Origin of the sequence: Maribacter sp. MJ134 (genome assembly GCF_003970695.1) — a bacterium.
Lineage (GTDB): Bacteria > Bacteroidota > Bacteroidia > Flavobacteriales > Flavobacteriaceae > Maribacter.
Genome location: NZ_CP034570.1, coordinates 3,219,778 through 3,244,576, shown reverse-complemented (window position 1 = coordinate 3,244,576; position 24,799 = coordinate 3,219,778). Strand labels below are relative to the sequence as shown.

19 protein-coding genes are annotated in these 24,799 nt (G+C 40.6%); 8 read left to right on the top strand and 11 right to left on the bottom strand.

Features of this window, described 5'->3' with window-relative positions; all coding sequences use genetic code 11:
• The first annotated feature begins 1 nt into the window (after position 1).
• Together EJ994_RS14040 and EJ994_RS14035 are read left to right on the top strand one after the other, a co-directional pair.
• Positions 2 to 916: a DUF5655 domain-containing protein gene (locus EJ994_RS14040; protein ID WP_126593056.1), complete on the top strand. Its 915-nt coding sequence runs from the start codon at positions 2 to 4 to the stop codon at positions 914 to 916.
• Between the two features lie 16 nt (positions 917 to 932).
• Complete coding sequence (locus tag EJ994_RS14035; RefSeq protein WP_126593055.1) at positions 933 to 2,402, top strand: DUF2779 domain-containing protein; 1,470 nt, start codon at positions 933 to 935, stop codon at positions 2,400 to 2,402.
• On the opposite strand, the gene EJ994_RS14030 is transcribed toward EJ994_RS14035, so the two are convergent.
• The 8 genes from EJ994_RS14030 to EJ994_RS13995 all read right to left on the bottom strand — a co-directional run bounded on the left by EJ994_RS14030 (position 2,384) and on the right by EJ994_RS13995 (position 9,663).
• Positions 2,384 to 3,982 (bottom strand): amidohydrolase family protein, encoded by a 1,599-nt coding sequence (locus EJ994_RS14030; protein WP_164721472.1) that lies wholly within the window; start codon positions 3,980 to 3,982, stop codon positions 2,384 to 2,386. The two genes, EJ994_RS14035 and EJ994_RS14030, sit on opposite strands and share 19 nt — an antisense overlap.
• 182 nt (positions 3,983 to 4,164) lie before the next feature.
• Positions 4,165 to 4,602, bottom strand: coding sequence for a hypothetical protein (locus EJ994_RS14025; protein ID WP_126593053.1), 438 nt, complete (start codon positions 4,600 to 4,602; stop codon positions 4,165 to 4,167).
• Between the two features lie 367 nt (positions 4,603 to 4,969).
• Entirely contained in the window at positions 4,970 to 6,562 is a 1,593-nt protein-coding gene (locus EJ994_RS14020) for a type IV secretory system conjugative DNA transfer family protein (protein WP_126593052.1), read from the bottom strand.
• Positions 6,563 to 6,571: 9 nt separating this feature from the next.
• Positions 6,572 to 7,591, bottom strand: a complete 1,020-nt coding sequence (gene mobB / locus EJ994_RS14015) for a MobB family relaxase (RefSeq protein ID WP_126593051.1) — start codon at positions 7,589 to 7,591, stop codon at positions 6,572 to 6,574.
• Between the two features lie 4 nt (positions 7,592 to 7,595).
• Positions 7,596 to 8,162, bottom strand: coding sequence for a BfmA/BtgA family mobilization protein (locus EJ994_RS14010; protein ID WP_126593050.1), 567 nt, complete (start codon positions 8,160 to 8,162; stop codon positions 7,596 to 7,598).
• A gap of 380 nt (positions 8,163 to 8,542) precedes the next feature.
• Positions 8,543 to 8,761: a hypothetical protein gene (locus tag EJ994_RS14005; protein WP_126593049.1), complete on the bottom strand. Its 219-nt coding sequence runs from the start codon at positions 8,759 to 8,761 to the stop codon at positions 8,543 to 8,545.
• Positions 8,762 to 8,772: 11 nt separating this feature from the next.
• A complete protein-coding gene (locus tag EJ994_RS14000) occupies positions 8,773 to 9,222 on the bottom strand; it encodes a RadC family protein (protein ID WP_126593048.1) in 450 nt (149 codons plus the stop codon).
• A gap of 87 nt (positions 9,223 to 9,309) precedes the next feature.
• A complete protein-coding gene (locus EJ994_RS13995; RefSeq protein ID WP_126593047.1) occupies positions 9,310 to 9,663 on the bottom strand; it encodes a single-stranded DNA-binding protein in 354 nt (117 codons plus the stop codon).
• Between the two features lie 1,061 nt (positions 9,664 to 10,724).
• Between EJ994_RS13995 and EJ994_RS13990 the strand changes: the two genes are divergently transcribed.
• Positions 10,725 to 11,966 (top strand): site-specific integrase, encoded by a 1,242-nt coding sequence (locus tag EJ994_RS13990; RefSeq protein WP_126593046.1) that lies wholly within the window; start codon positions 10,725 to 10,727, stop codon positions 11,964 to 11,966.
• A gap of 262 nt (positions 11,967 to 12,228) precedes the next feature.
• On the opposite strand, the gene EJ994_RS13985 is transcribed toward EJ994_RS13990, so the two are convergent.
• The 3 genes from EJ994_RS13985 to EJ994_RS13975 form a co-directional block, all read right to left on the bottom strand.
• Complete coding sequence (locus EJ994_RS13985; RefSeq protein ID WP_126593045.1) at positions 12,229 to 14,514, bottom strand: relaxase/mobilization nuclease domain-containing protein; 2,286 nt, start codon at positions 14,512 to 14,514, stop codon at positions 12,229 to 12,231.
• Complete coding sequence (mobC, locus tag EJ994_RS13980; protein WP_126593044.1) at positions 14,511 to 14,900, bottom strand: plasmid mobilization relaxosome protein MobC; 390 nt, start codon at positions 14,898 to 14,900, stop codon at positions 14,511 to 14,513. Before mobC ends, EJ994_RS13985 begins: the two co-directional genes overlap by 4 nt.
• Positions 14,901 to 15,467: 567 nt before the next feature.
• Complete coding sequence (locus tag EJ994_RS13975; RefSeq protein ID WP_126593043.1) at positions 15,468 to 15,749, bottom strand: helix-turn-helix domain-containing protein; 282 nt, start codon at positions 15,747 to 15,749, stop codon at positions 15,468 to 15,470.
• Between the two features lie 419 nt (positions 15,750 to 16,168).
• Between EJ994_RS13975 and EJ994_RS13970 the strand changes: the two genes are divergently transcribed.
• The 5 genes from EJ994_RS13970 (at position 16,169) to EJ994_RS13950 (ending at position 24,795) form a co-directional block, all read left to right on the top strand.
• Positions 16,169 to 16,591 carry an HYC_CC_PP family protein gene (locus EJ994_RS13970; protein WP_126593735.1) on the top strand — a complete coding sequence of 141 codons (423 nt, stop codon included), beginning with the start codon at positions 16,169 to 16,171 and terminating at the stop codon, positions 16,589 to 16,591.
• Positions 16,592 to 16,700: 109 nt separating this feature from the next.
• Positions 16,701 to 20,468, top strand: a complete 3,768-nt coding sequence (locus tag EJ994_RS13965; protein ID WP_126593042.1) for an efflux RND transporter permease subunit — start codon at positions 16,701 to 16,703, stop codon at positions 20,466 to 20,468.
• On the top strand, positions 20,465 to 21,682 hold the full coding sequence (locus EJ994_RS13960) for a TolC family protein (protein ID WP_126593041.1): 1,218 nt from the start codon (positions 20,465 to 20,467) through the stop codon (positions 21,680 to 21,682). The genes EJ994_RS13965 and EJ994_RS13960 overlap by 4 nt, the downstream gene beginning before the upstream one ends.
• A 59-nt stretch (positions 21,683 to 21,741) precedes the next feature.
• Positions 21,742 to 22,287, top strand: coding sequence for a DUF3347 domain-containing protein (locus EJ994_RS13955; RefSeq protein ID WP_126593040.1), 546 nt, complete (start codon positions 21,742 to 21,744; stop codon positions 22,285 to 22,287).
• A gap of 3 nt (positions 22,288 to 22,290) precedes the next feature.
• Positions 22,291 to 24,795 carry a heavy metal translocating P-type ATPase gene (locus EJ994_RS13950; RefSeq protein ID WP_126593039.1) on the top strand — a complete coding sequence of 835 codons (2,505 nt, stop codon included), beginning with the start codon at positions 22,291 to 22,293 and terminating at the stop codon, positions 24,793 to 24,795.
• Positions 24,796 to 24,799: the final 4 nt, after the last annotated feature.

The following is a 24,799-nucleotide window of genomic DNA, read 5'->3' as shown; positions in this document are numbered from 1 at the left end:
GATGAATTTGTACCAATTACAAAAGAACGAGCTAAAAGAAATAAAAAATATTCCTTTCAAATTAGAAAAGGACATTCAAAAATTGGTAGAAAACAACCTCTCTGCTCTTTTTGGTTTAGAATTTGTCAAATCAGAATTTCAATTAAATGGTCTTCGAGTAGACACACTAAGCTTCGATGAGCAAAGTAAATCCTTTACCATTATTGAATATAAGAAGGGGAAAAGCTATTCGGTTATTGACCAAGGTTACTCCTACCTATCACTTCTTTTAAACAACAAAGCAGATTTTATTCTCGAGTATCAAGAACAAACCAATAAATTACTAAAGAAGGGAGATGTTGATTGGAGCCAATCTAAGGTTATTTTTATCTCTCCTCAATTTACATTGTTTCAAAAACAAAGCATTGATTTTAAGGATTTACCCTTTGAATTATGGGAAATCAAAAAATATTCTAACAATACAATTGTTCTTAATCAACATAAGTCTTCAAGTCAAGCAAGTGTTAAGACAATCACCTCAAACGATGATATTACCAAACAAATTAATAAAGAAATTGTAGTTTATACTGAACAAGATCATCTTGATAAAGGTACAGATGAAACAAGAGAAATATATTCGCAATTAAGAGACCGTATTCTAGACCTTGGAGAAATTGATATGGTACCTACAAAGTTTTATATCGGATTCAAATTAAATAAGCGGGTCATCACTGATTTGGAAATTCAAAGAAAACAATTAAAAGTAAGAATTAACCTAAAGGCAAGCACATTAGATGACCCAAAAGGTTTATTTAGAGATGTTTCTGATGTTGGTCATTGGGGTATTGGTGATTACGAAGCAGCTATTAAATCAAATGATGATTTAGATTATCTGATGAGCCTTATTAAGCAATCATATCAATTTCAGACAAAGTAACTTCTATACGTACAGCATGCAGCTAACTAAGACCGACTTTATTCACTACCTGCAATGCCCAGAGAGCTTGTGGTTCAAGAAAAATAAACCAGAGGACTACCCAGAGGCTGAGCAATCCCTTTTTCTAAAAAAATTAACCGAAGAAGGTTATGAAGTAGAGGCCTACGCTGCAGCATTATTTGAAAATCCTGTTGATCTACCTGAGTTCTTATCAACCACGAAAACCAAAGAAGCATTAGCCCAATATGCTACGGTTTTTTTACAACCCTCTTTTAAAACAGAAACAGGCCTATACGCACGAATAGACATTTTGGAGAAATTAGAAAATGATACTTGGCATTTATATGAGGTAAAATCTTCATCTAAAGTAAGCCGTAGTAAAAACCATGATCACGTTTTTGACCTTTGTTTTCAAAAAAATGTATTAGAACAGAATGGGATATCAGTTGTCAGATGCAGCGTAATACATGTGAATAGCAACTATTTAAAGCAAGGCGAAATTAAGCCTAAAGAGTTTCTTGCAATAACAGAAGTAACTCAAGAAGTTGCAGAAGTTTATTCTACAAGTACATCTCAAATAAACGATGCAATAGACTTACTTTCTAAAGAATATTTAGAGTTGAAAAGCTGTTCTTGTCTTTGCAAGACAAGAACAAACCATTGTGATGCATTTTCGATTTTTAATCCCGGGGTTACAAGCCCTTCAATCTATGAGCTAAAGCGAATTTCAGAAAAAAAGATAACCAATCTAGTGATACAAAACGCACTAGGTTTCAAAACAATTCCCAAAGATTTTGAATTATCTACATATCAAAAACTACAATTAAAATCATTTGAGCAAGGAAAAGCCATAATTAATACAGAAGGAATACAGAATACATTGGCCAAACTTGAGTTTCCTTTGCACTTCTATGATTATGAGGCTTATGGTTCTGCAGTACCCAGACTGAATGGTACCAAACCTTTTGAACAGATTCCTTTTCAAGTAAGTATGCACACCCTATCTGAAAATGGGGAATTGACCCATTTTGAATATCTAGCCGATACTTTAGAGTTTCCATCAACTATGATAGAACAAATGGAACAATTTACGGACAAGCAGGGAACCTTTGTTTCATGGCATGCCTCATACGAAAATAGCGCGAACGACCGTATGATGGAATGGATGCCCAGGTTTAAAGAATATTTAACCTATATCAATAAGAATACCTTTGATTTAGAAAAGCTATTTCAAAAAGAATATGTTGATTATCGTTTTAAAGGGTCATCATCCATTAAAAAGATACTTCCTGTTTTGGTACCAGAATTAAGTTATGATACCCTTGAAGTAAAAGATGGAACCATGGCTATGGATACTTGGGGTAAGATTGCTTTTAATGATACTAACAAAGAAGAAAAAGAGCAAATACGCCAAGACCTTTTGGAATATTGTAAATTAGATTCTTTAGCGATGGTTGAAATTTTCAACTACTTAAAAACTTTATGATATAAGAAACGTTTGGGATTTTTATATGAAATAGAGTTCCACTTTTCATCTCCCATCATATTTTTCATATCTATCCAATATTGTTTTTCTGTCTTTTGATTGCTAACCACATAAAAGTCGGTTCCAAACAACACCCGATCTTTTATTTCAGGATTATTTAATATTTCAGATAATAGATTAAGATATTTGTTTTCATGGGTAGTATAGCTAATGTCCGTGTAAACATTATCAAACTCAATTATCATAGAACTTATTAAGCTAAACCATTCCGTATAGTGCCAATGCCTATATAGATTCGTAAGGTTTAAGAGATCCTTTTTTAAGTTAAGCCCAACAGTAGGGTTATTAAAAATTTCATTTGCTTCTTGCTCGCGATCTTTAGCCAAAAATTCGTCCCAATTTTCTGATCCTCCATAATGAGCCAAATTTATTTTTAAATTACTTAAATCTCGTTTAAGGCCTTCTTTGGAATAACCAAATAGCAATTGAAGATGTTGGTATTCTTCCAATTCTAGAAGACTTTTCAAATATTCTGGTATTAGTAAACAAGTATAGTTGAGTGGATGGGTAAAGTTGGCCTGAAAATCTATATTCCTAATTTGTTGTAATCGTAATTTTTCAGGGGGTTTGGGCTGGCCGTTCTCATCATTAGAAATTACTTCTTCAAAAATGGGATGTCTATCCCACTCCACTTTTTTATCGCCTCGATAAAAAATGGGTCCAACAGAACAATGGGTGGTTATAGGTATTTCGTTCTGCGCACAATATAACCAAAGGGGCAAAAGCTTTTTATCAAAAGGGTAATAACCCAAAGCAGGATAAATTTTTATGCCACATGCTCCATCATCTAAATATGTTTTTAAACGGCAATTTTCAAGTTTAATTTCGTCAGGGCTACTATCATCATATTTAAAGAATGGGTCAATTTCAGTTTGTTTCTCTATTCGCCTTGGGTCAACAAAAACAAAAGGAAGAAGAACATCTTTATTTTTACTAATGTTTTTTAAAGCTATTAATTCATCCATCTGTTTGAGATAGGAAACAGGAACTATATCGGCATCCATATATTCCATATCCATGGGCAGGACAACAAATTGAGTATTGGGAGGATATTGTTGGGTAAGTTTTGAAAAAATCCCACCTTGAGAGTTGTAATTAGCGTACCGCAAAAGATTTTCAAACCGAAGTAAATATTCTAGCCTATCCTTTCCAACTATTTTAATAAATCTACTTTTTAGCATTTTCCAAAGTCCATTTCGGACAAATTTAAAAGTAAGCGCAATTATAAAAAGTAATACTAAAATATTCCAAGTGCTTTCTATGGGATAGGTGATGTAATCAAACGGAACTAAGACGTACCCATAAATAATTTTGCCCGCAATGGTTTGAATAAATAGAGGTTTGATTGCTTGAAGAAAGTAATAAACAAAAGCTACCCAGGTTAATATTTTTATAAGCAATAAACCATATTTTAAAATTGGGTTTCTTTTAATTTCAATTCTATTTTGATAAGTACTCCATCGCTTATTTCTTTGGGTATAAGAGTAATGGCCCTCAGGTGGTTCGTAGTACTTTTTCAACTTACTAATCACCTTTGAAGTCTTCAACCATTTATAAACGGGTCCCGGGACAAATTGACGTGCCAAATGTTCGGGCACATGGTCTTTCGTAAAAATATGGGTGTGAGCGTTAATAAATCCTGATGAATGCTTTGATTTTGTGTTCATCTAGTTGTTTTGTGATTTTAGACTGGGTGCGACCTTTAATTTAATGTGGCATTCCAATTTAAATCCTTAAGTCGTTGGTAAAATTGAACAATAGAATCCGGTGATCTTGTTGACATAAATTCATCCTGTTTTGCAAACAATATGCTACGAAATTTGATGGTAAGCTTATTTCCTGATGAATTATTGACTTCAGCCGACCACCCTGCCCCAATTTTAGGAATGACAGAAGCTGGTGCAATTTCTAAGGATGCATTTTGCGTTCCCTTTTCTGAGGTGGTAAGATTCAACTCAACCGTAAATTCTGAGGGAACTAGTCCATTATACTTGGTAGTCTCTAAATTTCCTGCATGATTTAAAGCATTAATAATATCTTCAATTCCCTTTTTTAAAGTAATTGGCTCAGTTTGTTTAACATCATAGGCCTTGCAACTTGCCATAAAAATTATAAAACAAAAAATAATTGACTTCTTCATTTTGATATGTTTTGGTTATTAAACTAAAGATAAGAATGTTGTGTAATAAAAAAATAGCCACTTGTGGGTATTTTAGTTCATGTAAATGGTGTCTGACCTACTTAAAACCGATTATATTCTTCAGCATGAACCTCAAAAAGTTATATAAACACAGAAAGTAACATTCAACAATTCTATAAAAACAAGATAAGAATTCTTCATTTTCCTTTAGAATTAACTCCATTAAAATAGGAGATATTTGAGTTCAATTTTTCTATTAGAGCCTTTTTTATTTTCCACATTGAACAATACAACAGCATATTAAGAATATGACAACTCTTTACAAATTGCACCTTTTGTAAAGAGTGTACAATTTGATTTTTTGATACTATTCTTTTAGAACCTCTTTCACCTCCCGATGAATCTTCTCAAAATTCTCCTGAAGTTTTTCCTTTAAATTCCGTTCCGGTAATGGCAATTGCCTGATAAGTTTTGGTGTTTTAAACTTTACCTTTTTATCCTTTCCATCTGCCAAAACCACAAAAGCACCTTGTTGCAATCCATAGAAAACGTCGGCGCGAGTCTTTGCCACTTCACGCTCTCCCTTGGTGACACGAGTATCAAAGTTGAGGTTATAGCCTTTGTTCACACTCTTGGTCTCCTCCTTGACGATTTCAAAAAAACGTTCATAGTACTTGGCGGTGTCAGGGTCATTGGCCTTGCCGAAAAACTGATAGGACAGATTGGCCAAAATTGCCTTACTGGCCATAGGGCCATAAATCATGTCATTCTGGATCTTATCCTGCAATACATAGACCGTGGTAATATCGTAGCTACGTAAGGTAGCGGGTATACGGTGCATATTTAGCAATCGCAAAGTCGCCGCTTCTTCCATCAATAGAAAAGAAGGGTTACGATGGCGGACGCTCATCTGTTTCGTAATCGTATGGATGATGGTCGCGATAACCGGAGAAAGAGACGTTTCGATTTTCGGGTTATTCACAACCGAAACAACCGCCAAATTATCCTTGTGATTGATGTTCAGATCGACCTCATCTGCAGAAAGTGCCATAAAGATACGTTGGGTACTGATCTTTTTGAAAGCATTGGCCAAAGTACTCTTGACCCCAGCCGTCTGCCGTTCGGAATCCACACCACAGATAAAGGCATCCGCCATAGCTTTTGACGTGACATTGTCGGATAGGAACTCAATAAGTTGTGACGTATTTAGATGTTGATATAGGGCGATCAAATGGGGCAGGGTACAAAATTTTTCAAAATCGGTTTTCAAACGCCATATCATTCCCCCGACCAAGCCCTCCACGACATCATTAAAAAATCGGGTAGTGGCGTTCATATTGTTGTCCTTTTGTTCCAAGAGATTTTCCACCAATACCCTAGAAAGCTCGTTGACACTTTCCTCGTCGGGCAGGTATCTTGGCGCAATGGGATTGACCCTTGAATGAATGGTATCGAATGAAAGGATAAAGAAGGGAATATCACATTGACTGAATAAGGGGTAGGCCATTTCGGTGATCTCAAAATCCTTGTAGTCATAGATGACCCCACTAAAGTTCCACTGGCTAAAATGATTTAAAAGGGGATAGACTACGCTTTCTGTTTTGCCACTTCCCGCTGCTCCGATAATGGCAATACCCCTACGGATGTTTTCCAAAAGCAGTTTCCCTTTTGAGACTTGAAGCTTGACCCGGTACCTACCATTGGTATTCGATTCGCTCTCCTTGGGAAAGAATACATAAAAGAGAATATTGACAAACAACAAGGGCAAAGCAATGAGTAGCAGAACCAAAAGGAACTGCTTTTCATCTGGGGACTTTGACCAAACCCAAAACAATCCAAGCCCGATCCAAAGGATATTGATAAAGAACCCTTCCTTGATGAAACGGACCAAAAGAAAGCAAAGGCCGCTTCCAAAGAGAAGGGTTAATAACATCACACTACTAAAATTTAATTCTTCCATGGCTTTGATTTAAATTCCTATTGATCCCGATTCGATGGCCCGTTGCATTCCCCGTCTTAATCTGTGAAATACTTTTAGGGCCAACTGCACTTTATTCGTTGGAATGGCCGGAATGTGCATTCCCGATTTTGAAAGTAGTTTTAGGGCGAGGGCTTTTTCGTTGGTGGGCAGGTTTCCCAAGAGCATTCGAAACATAGCGGGATTTTTGATCAAGGTTTTCTTGGCGGTATAGGTTTCCACAAAGTTGCGGTCATAGCCAAAAACCCTATCAAAGGTCTTTTCGGCCTTTTCGAAGAACTGATCTCGATGAAAACCCCGTTGTACCTTCTTACCATGCATTTCAACTTCCGAAGCCTTGTACTTCGATCCAGGGGAAAGGCTAAAGGTATTGGTCACATCCTTGCGGCTAACGATGATATGTATGTGGGATTGATTGCCCTCTTTTTTCATTCCGGCCACAATCATCTGGCCATTAATCTGATAGGGTGCTGAAACTCTCAAAGAAGCGATTTCCTGTTCCAATTTTTTAATGTTTCCTTTCAATTCCCCACGGGCTACTTTTCGGATATTGTTCTTTAATTTGGCAATCTGTTTTCGGTAGGGGGCATTTTCCAGCACTTCTTTTTCAAAACCCCGATAGGTGCGTTCGTGTTCTATTTTGACGAAATATTTTATCTGATCGACTGTTACCAGTTTCTCTCTATAAAAGGATTTGGCGTAGTCCTTCATTAACTCTCTAGTATAGGTTTTTAAAGCTTCGGTATTATTCACAATTTTTTTGAGTTCGCGTTGGCTCGGACTGACCACGATCGAATAAAATTTGGGTTCGGTTTTTTTGAGTTTTGCGGTATTGGCATCGATTTCCGAAATGACTTTGTCTGGAGAAATCCGGTCTTCAGTTTGGTTAAAAAAATGTTTCTGATTTTCTTGTTCCAGACCTTCGTTTTCCTTTTCGAGATAGGTAACATAATCCGCTGCACTGTTCGAATAACTTTGACCTAGTTTCTGTGGTGTGATTGCTATATACATATGACTAATTTTTTAGACCCCTTTTGAATCGGGCGAGTTCTTCCCTAGTGATTTCCAATTTTAAAAAGTCCTTTCCAAAACGGTTACTGACCAGTTCGACCCGTTCCAAAACATACTTCAATCGGTCCCGAGTTTCGGATAATTTTTCATGGGTTCGGTCATGGTCGATTCTTGAAACTATGTTCTTTTCAGCTATGGATTTTTGTTCGGATTTAGTAACCTTTTTCGGTTCCAATAATTTGGGAGCGTACTTTTTGATTTCCTCTTTAAAGAGGGATTTCAGCATCGCCTCGATATTCATTATGGGAACGTTCTGAGACTTCTCGACGGACTTGATAATGGCGATTACGGCATCGATTCGCTTGCGGTTTTTCTTCTGTCCGGCAATTACGTCTTTGCCAAAGCGTTGGTGGGGAGAGTAGTTGTGCCACTCAAAAAAGTCCATCATTACGGTCAAGGTTTCTGCATGGGAGCGGGCTACCTTTTTAGAGAAAGCACGAAAGCGTACAACAACCTTTGCCCTTATGTTCAAAGCCAGATAGTCATACTTGTATTTGTTTTTCACTTTCATTTTACAACAAACTTTTTTAATGTTTTCAGGGCCTGCCGAATGTTTTGCAACAAACTTTTTACCTATTCCTAGACCGAATTAAGGCCTAAATCATCGATAATCATTTCATTTTCAATGCATTGAAAAAGAAATCAAACATTATAACACCGCTTTAGCGTGTTATCCTCTTGCTATTCCTTTTTCCCCCGAAGGGGTCAAAAAAAATACCTTTCCCTTAAGGTAAAGGCTCTTATAACTACCAGGCTTGAAACACGGTTTTTTAAGAATGAGAAAGATTCATTTTTAAGGAATCCATATTGAATATGGGAAAGCGTTGCATTTCCATAAAAGGAAAAGGGCAACTTTGACAAGTCGCCCCGATCGATAAAAACCTCCTTTCATTAGATAGTGAACATAAATTTGTAATTGTAAAGGTTATTGATGGCCTCCTCTTCCAAAATTTCTTGATAGTCCAAATGATTTTCTTGGGCGTACCTTTTCATTTCAGTACCGCATTTTAGTGTCACTTCTTTCTTGGATTGCTCCATCAATTTTTCCTGTGTATCTCCGTCCAGATTATTGAAATTCAGACGTACCGGTATATCTATATTGATGTCCATTGCGTTTAATCTTACATCAACCCGTTATCCGCAAAACTGTAGTAGTCGCCATTAGGTACCATAATCAAATGATCTAATACTTTAATGTCCAGAAGTTCGCCGGCCTTTTTAATTTTCTCCGTGATGTCCTTATCGGCCTGACTAGCTTTCAATGTTCCACTGGGATGATTATGGGTCAAAATGATCGCCACGGATAATGATTTTAAAACCACTGCGAACAAGATTCGTATATCTATTATTGTTGAGGTAATTCCACCTTTGGAAAGTTGATAGATACCCTTCACTTTATTGCTGTTGTTCAAGAGTATGACCTTAAAGGATTCATGTACTTGAATGGTCTGTTTGTCCCAATTTTCGAACAGCAAATCAGCAGCGTCTTTCGAGGAATTTATCTTTGTCCAAAAATGACAAGGGATGCGTTCTTTATAGCTTATTCGTATTTCGTTAACTTTGTCTTTCATTACGTATAATTTTAGGATTATGGGTATTAAAAAAGAGGGCAGAACTTTTGCGAGAGATGCCCTCTTTGATTTTAAACCGTTTGCGAATTAGGCTACTTTATTTTCAGAATTGGAACCCAATAACATGACTTCATTAATAACCACTTCGGTTATATAGCGCTTCTCGCCTTCCTTGGTTTCATAATTTCGAGTTGTTAATTTACCATCTATAGCAATTTGTTTGCCCTTGACGGCATACTTTTCCACGATTTCGGCTGTTTTGCCCCATGCTACGATATTGTGCCAGTCCGTACTTTGCACCTTCTCGCCTTTTCCGTTCTTGTAGTTCTCATTGGTGGCCAATGAAAATCGGATTACTTTTTTACCGCTTTCTAAAACCGTCATTTCGGGATTGTTTCCCACATTGCCGATTAACTGAACTTTGTTTTTAATGGTACTCATAATTGAAAAATTTAGAATTAATACTAAGAACTGCCCGACTATCGGTCAGCCTTTAAAATCGATTTACTTATTATATTTAGAGCGTTTTCCTCTTTTTTGTTTTTTAACTTTTGTTCTGTTTCATTTTTGAGGATTTGATATGATTTCATTATTTCCGTTTTCGATTTACTTCCCATAGAGCCGTCGCGTTACCTTTTTTTGTTGCCCCGGACTTTCAATATTCGGGGTTGGTAAGGCGTATAAATAAGAGCGAGGCACGAGCCTGGTTTATGCCGCTGTCCAAAAACGAATGTTGTTTATTTGCTATCAAAAAAAGGGGTAAGGTGGCGGGTCGTGAAGTACTTCGAACACCATACATATTGAAATTTCAAATCCTCTTGAAACAGAACAAAATGCAAACAAGGAAATTCCTATCCAGCGGACTTGATTTTGGATTTTTTGGAGATTTATTCGGTTAGCAAATTCTTCTTGGGTTTTCTAAAATTATTAAAGGAGGTACTTAAATCCATAATCGTGTCCAAGATTTTGGAGTGAAGCTTATTCACCGAAATGGAGTTTACGGAATGTAGGGGAATGTGCTGAACGGTAATTCAGAAGAAAGGTAGTATGCGCCCTATTGGGTTTTTGATTAACGCTTATCAACCTGAATACTACAAAAACCCAAGAGGATCCTGCGCAGATAAGTTATGGTAAGATTTGGGAAAAGAAATACTACGAAAGTCAGAAATTCAATATGTACAATCAAATACCAGTTTCCAATAGAAAATGATTAAGAATGATACTAAATGACTTTGCAAATGTTAAAGTTTGAAAATAAACAAGAAAGTGTGCAAAAAGTGTGCAATTTTTAAAACCAAAAAAGCCCTCACATCTGTGAAGGCCTGTATTTACTGGTGGAGAATACCGGATTCGAACCGGTGACCTCTTGCCTGCCAGCAAGGTAACATTTGTATTCAAATGGTTTAATATGGCCTATTTATAGGCTTTTCAAGAATATTTTTGTATATTTAAATACATTTAAAACCATAATAATACAATTTCTGCGTGCAATCTGCGTGCAAATGAAATCTACGGAAATGCCCACATACATTAAACTTTCTTTAGATACTAGGCGTAAAAATACCAAAAAATTCCCTTTAATTTTTCGTTTGACCCATAATCGAAAAACTACAAGCATTGCAACAGGGCATCAATTGGCTATTTCTGAATGGGATCAAAAGAGGCAAAAAATAAAAACTACCTATAAAGGAACGGACTCGCCGTCCCGTCTTAATAATTTGCTTCAGAAAAAAATGGCCCAAATGGTCGACATATTGACCAAGTGGGAAGACAAAGGAAAATTGAAATACATGAGTATTTCGGAACTCCGTAATCATTTGACTCAAAAAAACAACTCTACGACCTTTTATCAATTTACGGAACAACTAATAAAAGGCTTTATTGAATCAAATCGCATCGGGAATGCTAAAATATATCGATTTACTTTGAACGTAATCAAGAATTTTAGAAACGACAAAGATTTTACATTTGATGAGTTGAATTTAGATTTTCTAAATCGCTTTGAAAGATATCATTTGGCGAAGGGCAACAAGTTAGGTGGTCTAAGTGCTTATATGCGCACCATTCGATCCATTAACAACAAAGCTATCAAAGCTGGTATAGCCGACAAAGAGGGATATGCTTTTAATGACTACGTCATACGAAGCGGCAAACCCGAAAAACGAGCATTGACGATAGATGCTATTCGTAAAATTGCGGTATTGGAACTGGACGAAGACACCACTCTTTTCCGTGACAGGAATATTTTTATGATGAGCTTTCTACTCAATGGGATGTCCTTTGTTGATTTAGCACATTTGAAATTATCGAATATCATTGACGGCCGTATCCGATACACTAGACAAAAAACGGATGAACCCTACAATATCAAAATCCATGACGAATTAAAACCCCTTCTTGATTATTTCACAGAAGGAAAAAAGAAATCGGACTACATATTGGACATTGTCAAAGACGATAACCCCATAAAGCAATATGAAAAAATAGTTTGGGCAAGGGAACGCTATAATAAAAACCTCAAAAAAATAGCAAAAAAAGCGGGAATAGAAGAAAAAGTGACAAGCTATGCGGCTCGTCACACCTTCGCGTCAGGAGCGGATGATATGGGAATACCATTAACCGCCATCTCTCAAATGCTCGGACATAAACGTATTGGCACTACCCAAGCATATCTGGCTAATTTGAGAAAAAGCAAAATGGACGAGTACCAAGATGAAATTTTTGGTCAACTATCGGAAAAATAAGTCTATTAAAGTTTCGTAAATCAGGTTAAAATTCCATCAACATACTTCTTGGAACCGTTTTTCGTCCTACCCCAAATCTTACCATAACTTACCTGCGCGTGGATCCTGCGGAGTTTCTTTAGCGTCCCGACAGGTAAGCGTAAAGAAGAAACTCCGTAGGGCGCAAACCGAACTTGGCTCGGCACACCATCTCTTTTCTCTCCCTATCCACAAAAAGCATCCTTTAGGGTGCTAAATTCTTTGAACGAATTCCCTTTGGGATTCACATCGAAAGCCACTTGCCTTTATATTTTGAGTAATCGGTCAATTCATCCTTAAAGCCGTTGAACATTTCTTCTTCTCTAAAACTATTGCTTCCCAACATATTGCCAAGTGCGTATACACCTTTTCGAAGTAGATGCGCCTGTTTTCTGCTCACTTGCTTTTGGGAGATAGTAACCAAGGCTTCCTTCAACCCGTTCTGCATATGATCTTCCAATTGCTGCAATGGGAGATTCGGTCTTACCCCGTCCAATACGAAGAGATAGGCCGCCTTCTTATATTGCCCTGTCTCCACCAAATGACCCGCCCAAAGACTTTTCAGATTATTCCGTCCGGATGTCTCGATGTTTGCCAAGATTTTTGTTTGCCCGCCTAAAACCCTGTTCAAGTCGGTCGATGATTCCAGATAGGCCTGTGTTTTTGGTGAAATCGGAACGCTTACCGGATACTTGGAATATATCGAACCGATGCAAAGCCTATCCTCCCTTTTCTCAAAGTAGAAGCCTTTGGCATTGAAGAACTCTACATAATCCTTCGGAGATTTCTCGAAGGATATCTGCATGCGTTCTGCATATTTGTGATATGACTTCAAGCTCAACCATTCGAACCGTTGCCTGTATTTCTGTGCCATGGCCCCGTAAAGGTTCGGGAACATCAAGGGCAGGAATATCGCCGTCGGACTTGGGCTGATCTCTTTTTCTGTTCTGTCGTTCAAAAGTCCGTCCAATATTTTTTCGTTTTCCCTGATAAAGCTTGGGGAAGCGTAAAAGTCGATTTGCTTGGGCAACTGTATTTGGCCCAAGTTTAGTTTTACTTGATGTCGATGGGAATTCGAAAATCGGAGCATGCCCCTACCGTAATCGGTGCCGAGGCTTCGAACTAGCTCGAAAAGGATTTTTCGTTGGTTTGGCGTATCGAATAACCGCTTGTCGCTAGCCTGTATTATAAGTTCGGCCTTCCTTATTAATTGCTGTTCTTCCTTGACAGATTCCTTAACGGATAGCTTGTCCTTTACAATATCGTACTGTTCCTGTAGCATATTGCCCATTCTTCTGTTATCGATATACAGGTACTTTTTTAGAAATAGAAAACGTTCCGATCTTGTTATTTCCTTGACCAATGGTTTTACACTTAGCCTATCGATATGTTCGGAGAAAAGTAGTTTTCTTCCCGAATTTTGATAAGTCTCTTCATAGGCTTCCTTGATGCATTTTTGAAGCTCCAGTTTCAGCTGTTTACTTTCTGCATCCATCTCGGTGTTTTCGGTCTTGAACTTTTCGGGGTTCTTTCGGATTCCGATACGGGTCGCTATTTCTTTGGCCTTCAGGACATAGCCAGATTTGTCATAAATGGTAAAGTCAACTGCTTTTTCTTCCTCATCATAATCGACCTTGCAATCCAGTTTTTGATAGGATTCCAGAATGTCGGGCAGATGTTCGGGGTCTATCGTCTTGAATAGTTCGTAAGTGGTTTGCAGTTGTTTTTCCAGTCGTCTTTTGACCATCGGCAATAGTTTCGAGCTTTGGTTCTGCTCGAAGACCTTTTGCAGTTTTGGCCCGCTCAACTGTGGATGCACGGTATAGCCGTTGATGAACCTCGATTTGTATCCATCCTTTACTGCGACTCCATAGGATACTCCTAGCCTTCCATTTCGCTCGACCGTCTTTACCTCAATATGATGGTCTTTAAGGCGTTCTTCAAGTTCCTTAAAACTTCGCACCTTGTACTTCTGTATGGTGTTGTTTACGATGTCCTGTATATAGAACCTGACCCCGTTAATGTCCCGGTTCCGGAATTCGGGCATTTCGTATTTCGGAAGTTCCTTGGTCTGCTTTGTATCGGGAGATGGGGAAAGATCGAACTCTTTTTCGAGGTATTTCTGGGTCGCTATGCTCCTCCTGATATCATTGGAAAGGTTGATCTGCAAACAGTCTTCCTTGATGGTGGACGAGACGATATGCACATGCTCGTGTTTGGTATCGTGATGACGGATAACGACATAGGGCTGTTCGCCATAGCCCATGTGTTCCATATACTTTTTGGAGAGTTCAAAAAACTCCCTGTCGTTCAAGTTCTCGCCACGGGGAAGATTAAGTGAAATATGCGCATACCGTTTTTCGGAATCGTGCCGATTGCCAAGATGGTACAACACCCTACCGAAAAACTTCATGTTGGTATCCGTATCGGAATAGGTATTCTGAAAACCGAGTACGGTACTTTCTTCTTTGCCCAAGACATACTTCAGCACGCCCTGTACACTTTTCCGATAAAGTACCCTTGCTATCATTTTTGGTTTTTGGTGTTGATTGTTTCTATCAATTCGAGCATTAGTTGACTAGCTTTTTTGATTTCCCTTTCAAGGTTAGCGTTCGGGCTACGTATGTTCTTGTAGTTGGCAACCTTGACGAGTTGATTGATGTTGGTGCCTATCTTATTGATCTGGTAACTGAGGTTCGAGAAGCCATCGGGAATACGTTTTTCCTTTGTAGTTTTTCCGTTCAAAATGAGCTTTCTTAGAAAAGGGCCGACCGTTCCCCTTTTTCCAAAATCGAGATTATAGGATTGAAGGATGCTCTTCACTTTTTCCAGTTCCGTACCGTTGAACCTGAGCGTTATGGCATGCTCCCTTTTCTTGTCCCCGAGACGTTTTCTACCACCTTTGTTACTAGCCATTTATTAAACCGATTTTATCGTTTTTCACTTCGTCAGAAGTAGGCGTTTTTGCGGTGCGCAAAACATCACTTGCTATCCACCTACGTGGATAAATATAATACATGAAATTGAATTATAATAGTCTAATTATCAATATTTTAAGTCGTAAAACCATTTAAGACCAATAGAGACCATTTAAGACCAATCGAGTAAATTATCTGGTCTAATATGGAGTCAAAAAAACTACGGATTTTGGGAAATATCCAAAATATTTGTGGGTAGGGGGAGGAAAAGGCAAGCGGCTTTTTCGCCGCTTGGGTTTTTACGCGGTGACGAGGGGGTTCGAAAATCTGGAACGGAAAGGCCCCGAATGCGAACCGGCGAAGCGGTTCGTTCGGGAAGTCTTGGAGTGGAATATTTTTGAACTTCCGCAGGAACATGGCAGAACAAGTCGATGTCCTAATTAAAGGATATGTAATGATACTTTGGTTAAAGTAAACCCCATTTTTGAGGGTTTATTCTTCAAAGAAACATAATGAGAAAAAGTATGTACTGAAGATTTTCGAACTCCAGTTGAGGTAAGGGAAATTATTTGATATTGAAAGGCTCCATGGCATGCGCCTCAAGATAAGCGTTGATGGAATCCCGGTCGTAAAGGATATGCTTTTTTTCGGGTTGTGAATACCTTATCTGGCCTTCATCCCGCAATTTTTGAAGGGTGGTATCTGATTTTATTCTCAGTAAACGCTTCGCATCTTTTTTGTCGATCCATTTATCGACTGTGTTGGTTTCCAGTTGGGATCGGACATACTTGAACATCCTATCCAATAGGTTATCAAAAGCTTTTTCTTCGATGCAGATAACATTCATAGATCCCAATATAGCAAATGATTTTCGGTGTTTCCAAACTTGAAAACAGATGAAACTAAATGAAAAATAAATTCCTAATAATCACACTTAAAACAGGGTTTCGCGCTATAAAGAGGGAATCAGTACGATGTTTAGCATAGTAAATGCAGTAGGTATCACAAAATGTGATACCTCAAATCACTCCTCTTGGGCGGCTCTAAGATTTACTAAAACTGGCTTTAAAAGACATGGATTCGAGAAACTTAAAATAGTAATTTTCTTAAAAACTTTCGTTTTGGGTGCAGTTAAATCAACATCAAGTCTTATGAAACAAATTTATTTTGAACATTTTAGATTATCGTCAGTGTTTCGATAGCGTTACCCAAACTTTTATTAAAGCAAAAAAACAAATTCCGAAATTTTGTACCTTTGCAAAGCAGATGAAAGAAGCATTTCGCAAAATAGCATCCCTTTCGATGGCACTTATCGTGCTGTTCTCCACCATGTCCTTTTCGGTGGATATGCACTACTGTGGCGACCATTTGGTAGATTTCAGCATTTTCGATAGCGTGAACACCTGCATGATGAAGGCCGAAATGTCAAAATCCTCTAGCGAATGCGCCGTGATGGAGATGGAAATGGATTGCTGTTCAGACGTGGAAGTTGTTGTTGAAGGTCAAGACGATCTGAAAATATCCTTTGACCAACTTTCATTTGACCAACAACTGTTTGTTGCCTCTTTTATTTATTCCTACATAAACCTCTTTGAAGGGCTTGATGAAAACGTAGTTCCCTTTAGGGATTATTCGCCCCCACCGCTGATACGGGATGTCCAAATCCTAGATCAGACTTTCCTCATTTGATTTTTAAACTTTAGAAAATTAGCCCAACGGCAACCGCTGTATTGGGCAAAACCTGTTGTTCGTGTGTTTTCTATTCACACGGTTTCTAAATGTTTAATAATCAATTTCTATGCTGAACAAAGGCATCAAATTTCTTATCGAAAATAAGTTAGTCGCTGTACTCATGCTGCTTCTCTTTGTGGGGTGGGGTACCGTCAACGCACCATTCAATTGGGAAACTGGCATTCTGCCAAGCGACCCTGTTGCCGTTGATGCCATCCCAGATATTGGCGAGAACCAACAAATCGTTTTTACCAAATGGACAGGGCGTTCCCCGCAGGATATAGAGGACCAGATTTCCTATCCGTTGACCACTTCGTTATTGGGCATTCCGGGGGTCCGGACGATACGTAGTTCCTCCATGTTCGGCTTCTCCAGTATCTATATCATTTTTGAAGAAGATGTCGAATTCTATTGGAGCCGTAGCCGTATCCTCGAAAAACTTAACTCGCTTCCGACCAATTTGCTCCCCGACGGGGTTAATCCGGCTTTAGGCCCAGATGCCACAGGGTTGGGTCAAATTTACTGGTACACTTTGGAAGGCAGGGACAAGGATGGAAATGTAACCGGCGGATGGGATTTACAGGAGCTGAGAACCGTACAGGACTACTATGTAAAATACGCGCTGTCCGCTGCAAGTGGGGTTTCCGAGGTGGCTTCCATTGGAGGTTATGTACAGGAATATCAAATCGATGTGGATCCTGAATTGATGAAGCAGTACAACATAGGACTTCATCAGGTGGTCAATGCGGTAAAAAGCAGCAACCGTGATATTGGCGCACAGACCTTGGAAATCAATCAGGCCGAATATTTGGTAAGGGGTCTTGGCTATGTGGAATCCTTGGAGGACATTAAAAATGCGGTAGTAACCTCGGAAGATTATACTTCGATCCGTGTCAAGGATATTGCGAACGTTTCACTCGGGCCTGCGGTACGACGTGGTATTCTGGATAAGGAAGGAGCGGAAGTCGTAGGTGGCGTTGTGGTGGCCAGATATGGGGCAAACCCTTTGGAGGTCATCAACAATGTGAAAGAGAAGATAAAGGAACTTAGTTCGGGACTTCCATCCAAGGAACTGAGCGACGGAAGCATCTCACAATTGACCATCGTGCCTTTCTATGACCGTACCGAGCTGATAGAGGAAACCTTGGGTACGCTCAATGAGGCCTTGACCTTGGAGATTCTGATTACGATTTTGGTAATCGTCATCATGGTATTCAATCTTCGGGCCTCCGTCTTGATTTCCGGTCTTTTACCCGTGGCGGTTCTCATGGTTTTTATCGCCATGAAACTCTTCGGGGTAGATGCCAACATCGTGGCCCTTTCTGGCATCGCCATCGCTATTGGAACCATGGTAGACGTCGGGGTCATCCTTTCCGAAAATATTATTCGACACCTTGATGAAAACGATGATGGGCTTCCTATAAATACAGTTGTATATAACGCATCAGCGGAAGTGTCCGGAGCTATTCTTACGGCCGTGATGACCACCATTATCAGTTTTATCCCCGTGTTTACCATGATAGGGGCCGAGGGGAAATTATTTCGACCATTGGCATTTACCAAGACCTTTGCGTTGACGGCTTCCATCATCGTAGCTCTGTTTCTTATCCCGCCTTTTGCCGCCTTTTTGTTCAGAAAGAAACGAAGCAAAAGTATTATGGGCTATGTGTTCAGCGTATTACTTATTGTAGCAGGGCTTATCGCAGTGGTCTACGGTTATTGGTTAGGATTGGTGCTTATGGCCTTCGGAACAGTTCGTCCTTTAAAGAACGCTGAATTGGCCGGACGATTATTCGGGGGATTTTCCTTAACCGACAAACAGGCCACTTTTTTAAACATCGTTATTTCGGCAACCTCAATCGTATTCCTTTTGGCAACTTATTGGCGACCCTTGGGATTTGACCGCAGCATTTTTATGAACCTTGTTTTTGTGGGATTGATATGTTTTGGGCTGTTAGGGTTTTTCATCCTCTTTAGAAAAAATTATACAAGGATCCTTCGCTGGGCGTTGCGCAACAAACTATTGTTCCTTTCCATTCCAACGGCTATCGTTGTTTTTGGGGTACTTATTATGCAAAATACGGGTAAGGAATTTATGCCAGCACTCAATGAGGGTTCGTTTCTATTGATGCCGACATCCCTTCCCCATGCCGGAGTGGAAGAAAACAAGAGGGTACTACAGCAGTTGGATATGGCCGTTGCCAGCATCCCTGAAATTGAAACTGTGGTCGGCAAGGCCGGTCGAACGGAATCTGCGCTCGACCCCGCACCAATGTCCATGTACGAGAACATGATTCAGTACAAGTCCGAATACATGTTGAGCAAAGATGGAAAACGACAACGCTTCAAAGTTAACGAGGACGGACTTTTTGCCCTAAATGATGGGAATTTCATCCTGAACCCGAATACACAGCTTGACGATATTACATCCGAGTATAATGAGTCCGATATTGAATCGTTTTCGGAAATCGGTTTGGAGGATCTGGTTCCAGATTCCGGTGGGGAATACTACCGCAACTGGCGACCGGAGATACAGTCCCCCGATGATATCTGGAATGAAATCGTTCGGGTAACGAGATTGCCGGGAGTTACTTCCGCACCCAAATTACAGCCTATCGAAACCAGATTGGTCATGCTGCAAACAGGAATGCGTGCACCAATGGGCATTAAGGTCAAGGGTCAAGATTTAAAACAAATCGAAGCTTTTGGGCTTAAATTGGAAAATATTCTAAAAGAAGCTGAAGGTGTTAAGGATGAAGCGGTATTTGCCGATAGGATTGTTGGCAAACCTTATCTCTTGATCGATATTAATAGGGAAGCACTTGCCAGATACGGTATCCAAATCGAAGATGTACAACGGGTGCTTGAAGTGGCCGTTGGAGGGATGACCCTGACCCAGACCGTCGAGGGAAGGGAACGATATGGAGTCCGTGTTCGCTACCCACGTGAGCTAAGGGAGAATCCAACGGATATCAAGAACATCTATGTTCCTGTGGCCAAGGGCAGTCCGGTCCCATTGAGCGAACTGGTCAGCATCCGATATGAGAAGGGGCCGCAGGTCATCAAAAGTGAGGATACTTTCTTGGTGGGCTATGTGCTTTTTGATAAACTCGATGGTTTTGCGGAAGTAAATGTGGTAGAGAACGCCCAAGCCCTTATCCAACAAAAAATCGACAATGGCGAATTGGTAGTACCCAAAGGCATCAACTATCAATTTACGGGAACCTATGAAAATCAACTACGGGCTGAAAAAACCTTGTCCGTGGTCGTGCCCCTTGCCTTGGTCATCATCTTCCTGATTCTTTATTTCCAGTTTCGTTCCGTAGCGACCTCGTTCATGGTATTCACGGGAATCGCGGTCGCTTTTGCGGGAGGGTTTTTGATGATATGGTTTTACGGACAGGATTGGTTCCTCAACTTCAATTTCTTTGGGGAAAATCTTCGTGACCTGTTCCAGATGCATACCATCAATTTGAGTGTGGCCGTATGGGTAGGCTTTATCGCCCTTTTCGGAATTGCAACGGATGACGGGGTGGTCATGGCCACCTACCTGACCCAGACTTTTGACCGAAATAAACCCGATACCTTGGAAGCGGTTCGAGCTTCGGTCGTCGAAGCAGGGGAAAAACGAATACGCCCTTGCTTGATGACCACGGCAACAACTATTCTAGCATTGTTGCCGGTACTGACATCAACGGGAAGGGGAAGCGACATCATGATCCCCATGGCAATTCCCTCTTTTGGGGGTATGTTGATCGCCCTTATAACCCTGTTGGTCGTTCCGGTATTGTACAGTTGGAAAAGCGAATGGCAACTTAAAAGACAAAACGCATGAAAAGAATAGCGACAATAGCACTTGGGTTTTTATCGGTTTTGGCTGCAAATGCCCAGACCTTGGACTCCTATATCCAAGAGGCGGAAAACAACAATCCCGAGGTACAGGCCTTTGAAATCAAGTACAATATTGCGAAGGAAAAAATCGCTGAAGCGGATGCCCTGCCCAATACAGAGTTAAGTGCGGGTGTTTTCGTTAGCGAACCCGAAACAAGAACAGGCGCACAAAAGGCACGGTTTTCCATCAAACAAATGCTGCCTTGGTTCGGTACCATTACCGCTCGGGAGAATTATGCCAGCTCGTTGGCCGAAGTGGATTATCTGGATATCGCGATTACCAAACGAAAATTACGCCTGTCGGTGTCCCAATCCTATTATGCACTTTTCGCGATCAAGGAAAAACAAAAGGTTTTGGATGAAAATATCCAGCTCCTAAAAACCTATGAAAGATTGGCATTGACTTCCGTAGAAGTGGGCAAGGCATCGGCGGTGGATGTCCTTCGCCTTCAGATTCGCCAAAATGAACTGGAAGAAAACAAATTGGTCTTGGAACAAGAGTATCAAACAGAAAGGACAAGGTTCAATAAGCTGCTGAACAGGGAAGATTCCTTCGCTATCGAGCTTGTCGATTCTCTAACAATATATGAACCAACTGAAATTCAACAGTCCCGATTGGAAGTGCATCCCGAATTGGAGAAGTATGATAGGCTCTATGAATCCATAGCGCAATCGGAAATCCTGAACCAAAAAGAAGCCAATCCCAATCTCGGTTTTGGATTGGATTATATTCCCGTAGCCGATAGGGCCGGAATGAATTTCAGCGACAATGGTAAGGACATCTTGATGCCGATGGTGTCCTTGTCCGTTCCCATTTTCAACAATAAATACAAATCGAAAACCGTACAGAACGAATTGCGACAAGAGGAGATCAACGCCCAAAAAGAGAATCGAAAAAACCTATTGGAAACCTTTTTGAGCGATGCTATTAATAGTCGAGAAGCTGCACGGATCAAATACGAAACGCAGCTAAAGAATCTGGAACGGGCAAACGACGCCGAGGAAATCCTGATCAAGAATTATGAAACGGGAACCATAGACTTCAATGATGTGTTGGACATTCAGGAACTGCAACTGAAATTTCAGATGAACGGAATAGAGGCCGTCAAAAATTACTATGTCCAAATGAGCATCATAAACTATGTAACGAATCAATAAAAAACTGAATACAAATAACTGATTATCGATCTCTAATATAAATTCTAAAAATGAAAAAAATGAAACGAAATGTAACACTGACAATCGCAACAATAACACTGATCACTTTGGCTTCATGTGGGGAAACAAAGAATAAACAGGATGCCAAAATCAGTACTCCTGAAGAAATAGAAACCAAGAAGGAGAATACGGCTGAGATGGCAGATGCGTCCTTTTCGGATGGCATGACGGGCAAGGTTTTCCATAACTATCAACAGATCCGTATGGCCTTGGTCAATTCCGATGCTGGGGAAGTACAAACGGCCGCGGGAAATCTGGCGGAGAGTTTTTCAGAAGAACGGGAAGAAATGAAATCGATGGCAATGGCCATGGCCGAAGCCGATGATATTGAAAAGCAACGGGAGTTCTTTTCCCAATTTACCGAAAAGGTGGAGCCGATGTTCAAGGAATCGATTTCCGAAGGGGCAATCTACAAACAGTTTTGCCCAATGGCATTTGACGGTAAGGGCGGTTACTGGATTTCCAATGTGGAGGAAATAAAGAATCCATACTACGGGGATAAAATGTTGAAGTGTGGAAAGGTTACTGAAACCATAAAAAAGTAAAATATGAAACACACCTATCACATACACGGAATGACCTGCAACGGCTGTCGAAGCCATGTGGAGAAAACACTTTCCGAAGTGGAAGGTGTGACCCAAGTTTCTGTCGATTTGGGAAAATCGGAAGCTAACATTGAGATGGAAAAACATATCCCCATCGAAAAATTGCAGGAAGCCTTAAAGAATGATGGCGGTCAGTACAGCATCCATCAAAACGGGGAGCATCAGCACGAACATCAAAGCAAAAAAGAAGATACCTTCCAAGGAAAGGGAACGGGAACCTTCTATTGTCCGATGCATTGCGAAGGCGACAAAACCTATGACAAACCGGGCGATTGTCCCGTATGCGGAATGGATTTGGTCGAGGAACAAAATCTGTCCGTTTTATCTTCCGAACAATGGACATGCCCGATGCATCCCGAAGTGGTTAAGGACGAACCGGGAAGCTGCCCAATATGTGGTATGGATCTGGTGCCAATGCAACCCGACATTTCCGCAGAGGAGAAGACCTATAGAAAGTTACTTAAAAAGTTCTGGGTTGCCGCAGCGTTTACATTGCCGATCTTCCTGATCGCGATGAGTGAAATGATTACCAACAATCCGTTATACGATATCTTGGAACAGAAAAACTGGAATTGGATTCAGTTTGTACTATCGATTCCCGTGGTGTTCTACGCCACTTGGATGTTCTTCGAACGGGCCTGCCGCAGTATCAAAACGTGGAATCTAAATATGTTCACGCTTATCGGTATCGGTGCAGGGGTAGCTTGGCTATTCAGTGTGGTCGGTATGGTGTTCCCTGATATATTCCCATCAGAGTTCAAGACGGAATCAGGGGCAGTCCATGTCTATTTTGAGGCGGCTACCGTTATTCTGACCTTGGTACTGTTAGGCCAACTGTTGGAAGCCCGCGCTCACAGCAAGACCAACTCGGCGGTAAAGGAACTGCTGAAACTCGCCCCGAACAAAGCCGTTAAAATTGTCGATGGCGAAGAAGTGGAAGTATCCATTGACAAAATAGCATTGGGCGATATTCTAAAGGTAAAGCCGGGGGACAAAATTCCTGTGGATGGCATAGTGACCGAGGGGAGTACGTCCGTGGATGAATCGATGATTACGGGCGAACCTATTCCGGTCAATAAATCGGTAGATAATAAGGTCAGTAGCGGAACGATAAACGGAAACCAGTCTTTTTTGATGAAGGCGGAGAAAGTAGGTTCGGACACCTTGCTCTCGCAAATCATCCACATGGTAAACGATGCCAGCCGTAGCCGTGCACCCATACAAAACTTGGCCGATACGGTATCCGCATATTTTGTGCCCATTGTAGTACTGATCGCGATAATCACATTTATCGTTTGGGCAGTTTGGGGGCCTGATCCGGCCTACGTCTTTGCTTTGGTCAACGCCATCGCCGTACTCATCATCGCCTGCCCCTGTGCATTGGGATTGGCAACGCCGATGTCCGTAATGGTCGGTGTGGGCAAAGGAGCGCAGAACGGTGTACTCATCAAGAATGCCGAAGCCTTGGAAAAAATGAACAAGGTCAATACGCTTATCGTGGACAAAACGGGAACCATTACCGAAGGAAAACCCGCCGTAGAAAAGATAGGTGTGTTCGGCAACACCTATTCCGAGGAAGAGATATTGCAGTATATCGTCTCATTGAACAGCAATAGTGAGCATCCACTGGCGGAAGCGACCGTAAGCTATGGAAAGGAACAAAATACGGAAATCAAAAAGGTCGATGGATTCAGTGCGGTAACCGGAAAAGGTGTAGAGGGAAAAGTCGATGGCAAAAAGTTGGATTTGGGCAATCCTAAAATGATGGACTATGCCAATTCGACCATTTCGTCGGAAATGAAGGACGAGGCTAAAACCTACCAAAAACAGGGAAAGACGGTTTCGTATATCGCCATTGACGGAACGGTTTCGGGCTATGTTGTCATTGGGGACAAAATCAAGAAAACAAGTGCCAAGGCTATCAAGGAGTTACAGGAAAAAGGTATTGATGTGATTATGCTTACGGGCGATAATCATGATACGGCACAGGCCGTGGCCAGCGAACTGAACCTCGCCGATTTTAAGGCAGGAATGTTACCAGGGGACAAACTAAGGGAAGTCGAAAAACTTCAGGAAAGCGGTAAAGTGGTCGCAATGGCCGGCGATGGCATCAACGATGCCCCTGCATTGGCAAAAAGCGATGTGGGCATTGCCATGGGAACAGGTACAGATGTCGCCATCGAGAGCGCGGCGATTACTTTGGTAAAAGGCGATTTAAATGGCATCGTTAAAGCAAAAAACCTGAGCGATGCCGTAATGAGGAATATCAAGCAGAACCTGTTCTTCGCCCTTATTTATAACACTTTGGGCGTACCGATTGCCGCAGGGGTTCTTTATCCGTTTTTCGGAATTCTGCTTTCCCCTATGATAGCAGCCTTGGCCATGAGTTTCAGTTCCGTATCGGTCATAGCCAATGCCCTTAGATTACGGACAATATCAATTAAATAATTTA

Coding starts and splice junctions, on each gene's coding strand:
- EJ994_RS14035 (WP_126593055.1), top strand. CDS start 933: ATGCAGCTAACTAAGACCGACTTTATTCACTACCTGCAATGCCCAGAG.
- EJ994_RS13965 (WP_126593042.1), top strand. CDS start 16,701: ATGCTGAACAAAGGCATCAAATTTCTTATCGAAAATAAGTTAGTCGCT.
- EJ994_RS14010 (WP_126593050.1), bottom strand. CDS start 8,162: ATGAAAGTGAAAAACAAATACAAGTATGACTATCTGGCTTTGAACATA.
- EJ994_RS13955 (WP_126593040.1), top strand. CDS start 21,742: ATGAAACGAAATGTAACACTGACAATCGCAACAATAACACTGATCACT.
- EJ994_RS14005 (WP_126593049.1), bottom strand. CDS start 8,761: ATGGACATCAATATAGATATACCGGTACGTCTGAATTTCAATAATCTG.
- mobC (WP_126593044.1), bottom strand. CDS start 14,900: ATGGCTAGTAACAAAGGTGGTAGAAAACGTCTCGGGGACAAGAAAAGG.
- EJ994_RS13990 (WP_126593046.1), top strand. CDS start 10,725: ATGAAATCTACGGAAATGCCCACATACATTAAACTTTCTTTAGATACT.
- EJ994_RS13985 (WP_126593045.1), bottom strand. CDS start 14,514: ATGATAGCAAGGGTACTTTATCGGAAAAGTGTACAGGGCGTGCTGAAG.
- EJ994_RS13970 (WP_126593735.1), top strand. CDS start 16,169: ATGAAAGAAGCATTTCGCAAAATAGCATCCCTTTCGATGGCACTTATC.
- EJ994_RS14000 (WP_126593048.1), bottom strand. CDS start 9,222: ATGAAAGACAAAGTTAACGAAATACGAATAAGCTATAAAGAACGCATC.
- EJ994_RS14020 (WP_126593052.1), bottom strand. CDS start 6,562: ATGGAAGAATTAAATTTTAGTAGTGTGATGTTATTAACCCTTCTCTTT.
- EJ994_RS13995 (WP_126593047.1), bottom strand. CDS start 9,663: ATGAGTACCATTAAAAACAAAGTTCAGTTAATCGGCAATGTGGGAAAC.
- EJ994_RS13960 (WP_126593041.1), top strand. CDS start 20,465: ATGAAAAGAATAGCGACAATAGCACTTGGGTTTTTATCGGTTTTGGCT.
- EJ994_RS14040 (WP_126593056.1), top strand. CDS start 2: ATGAATTTGTACCAATTACAAAAGAACGAGCTAAAAGAAATAAAAAAT.
- EJ994_RS14025 (WP_126593053.1), bottom strand. CDS start 4,602: ATGAAGAAGTCAATTATTTTTTGTTTTATAATTTTTATGGCAAGTTGC.
- EJ994_RS13950 (WP_126593039.1), top strand. CDS start 22,291: ATGAAACACACCTATCACATACACGGAATGACCTGCAACGGCTGTCGA.
- mobB (WP_126593051.1), bottom strand. CDS start 7,591: ATGTATATAGCAATCACACCACAGAAACTAGGTCAAAGTTATTCGAAC.
- EJ994_RS13975 (WP_126593043.1), bottom strand. CDS start 15,749: ATGAATGTTATCTGCATCGAAGAAAAAGCTTTTGATAACCTATTGGAT.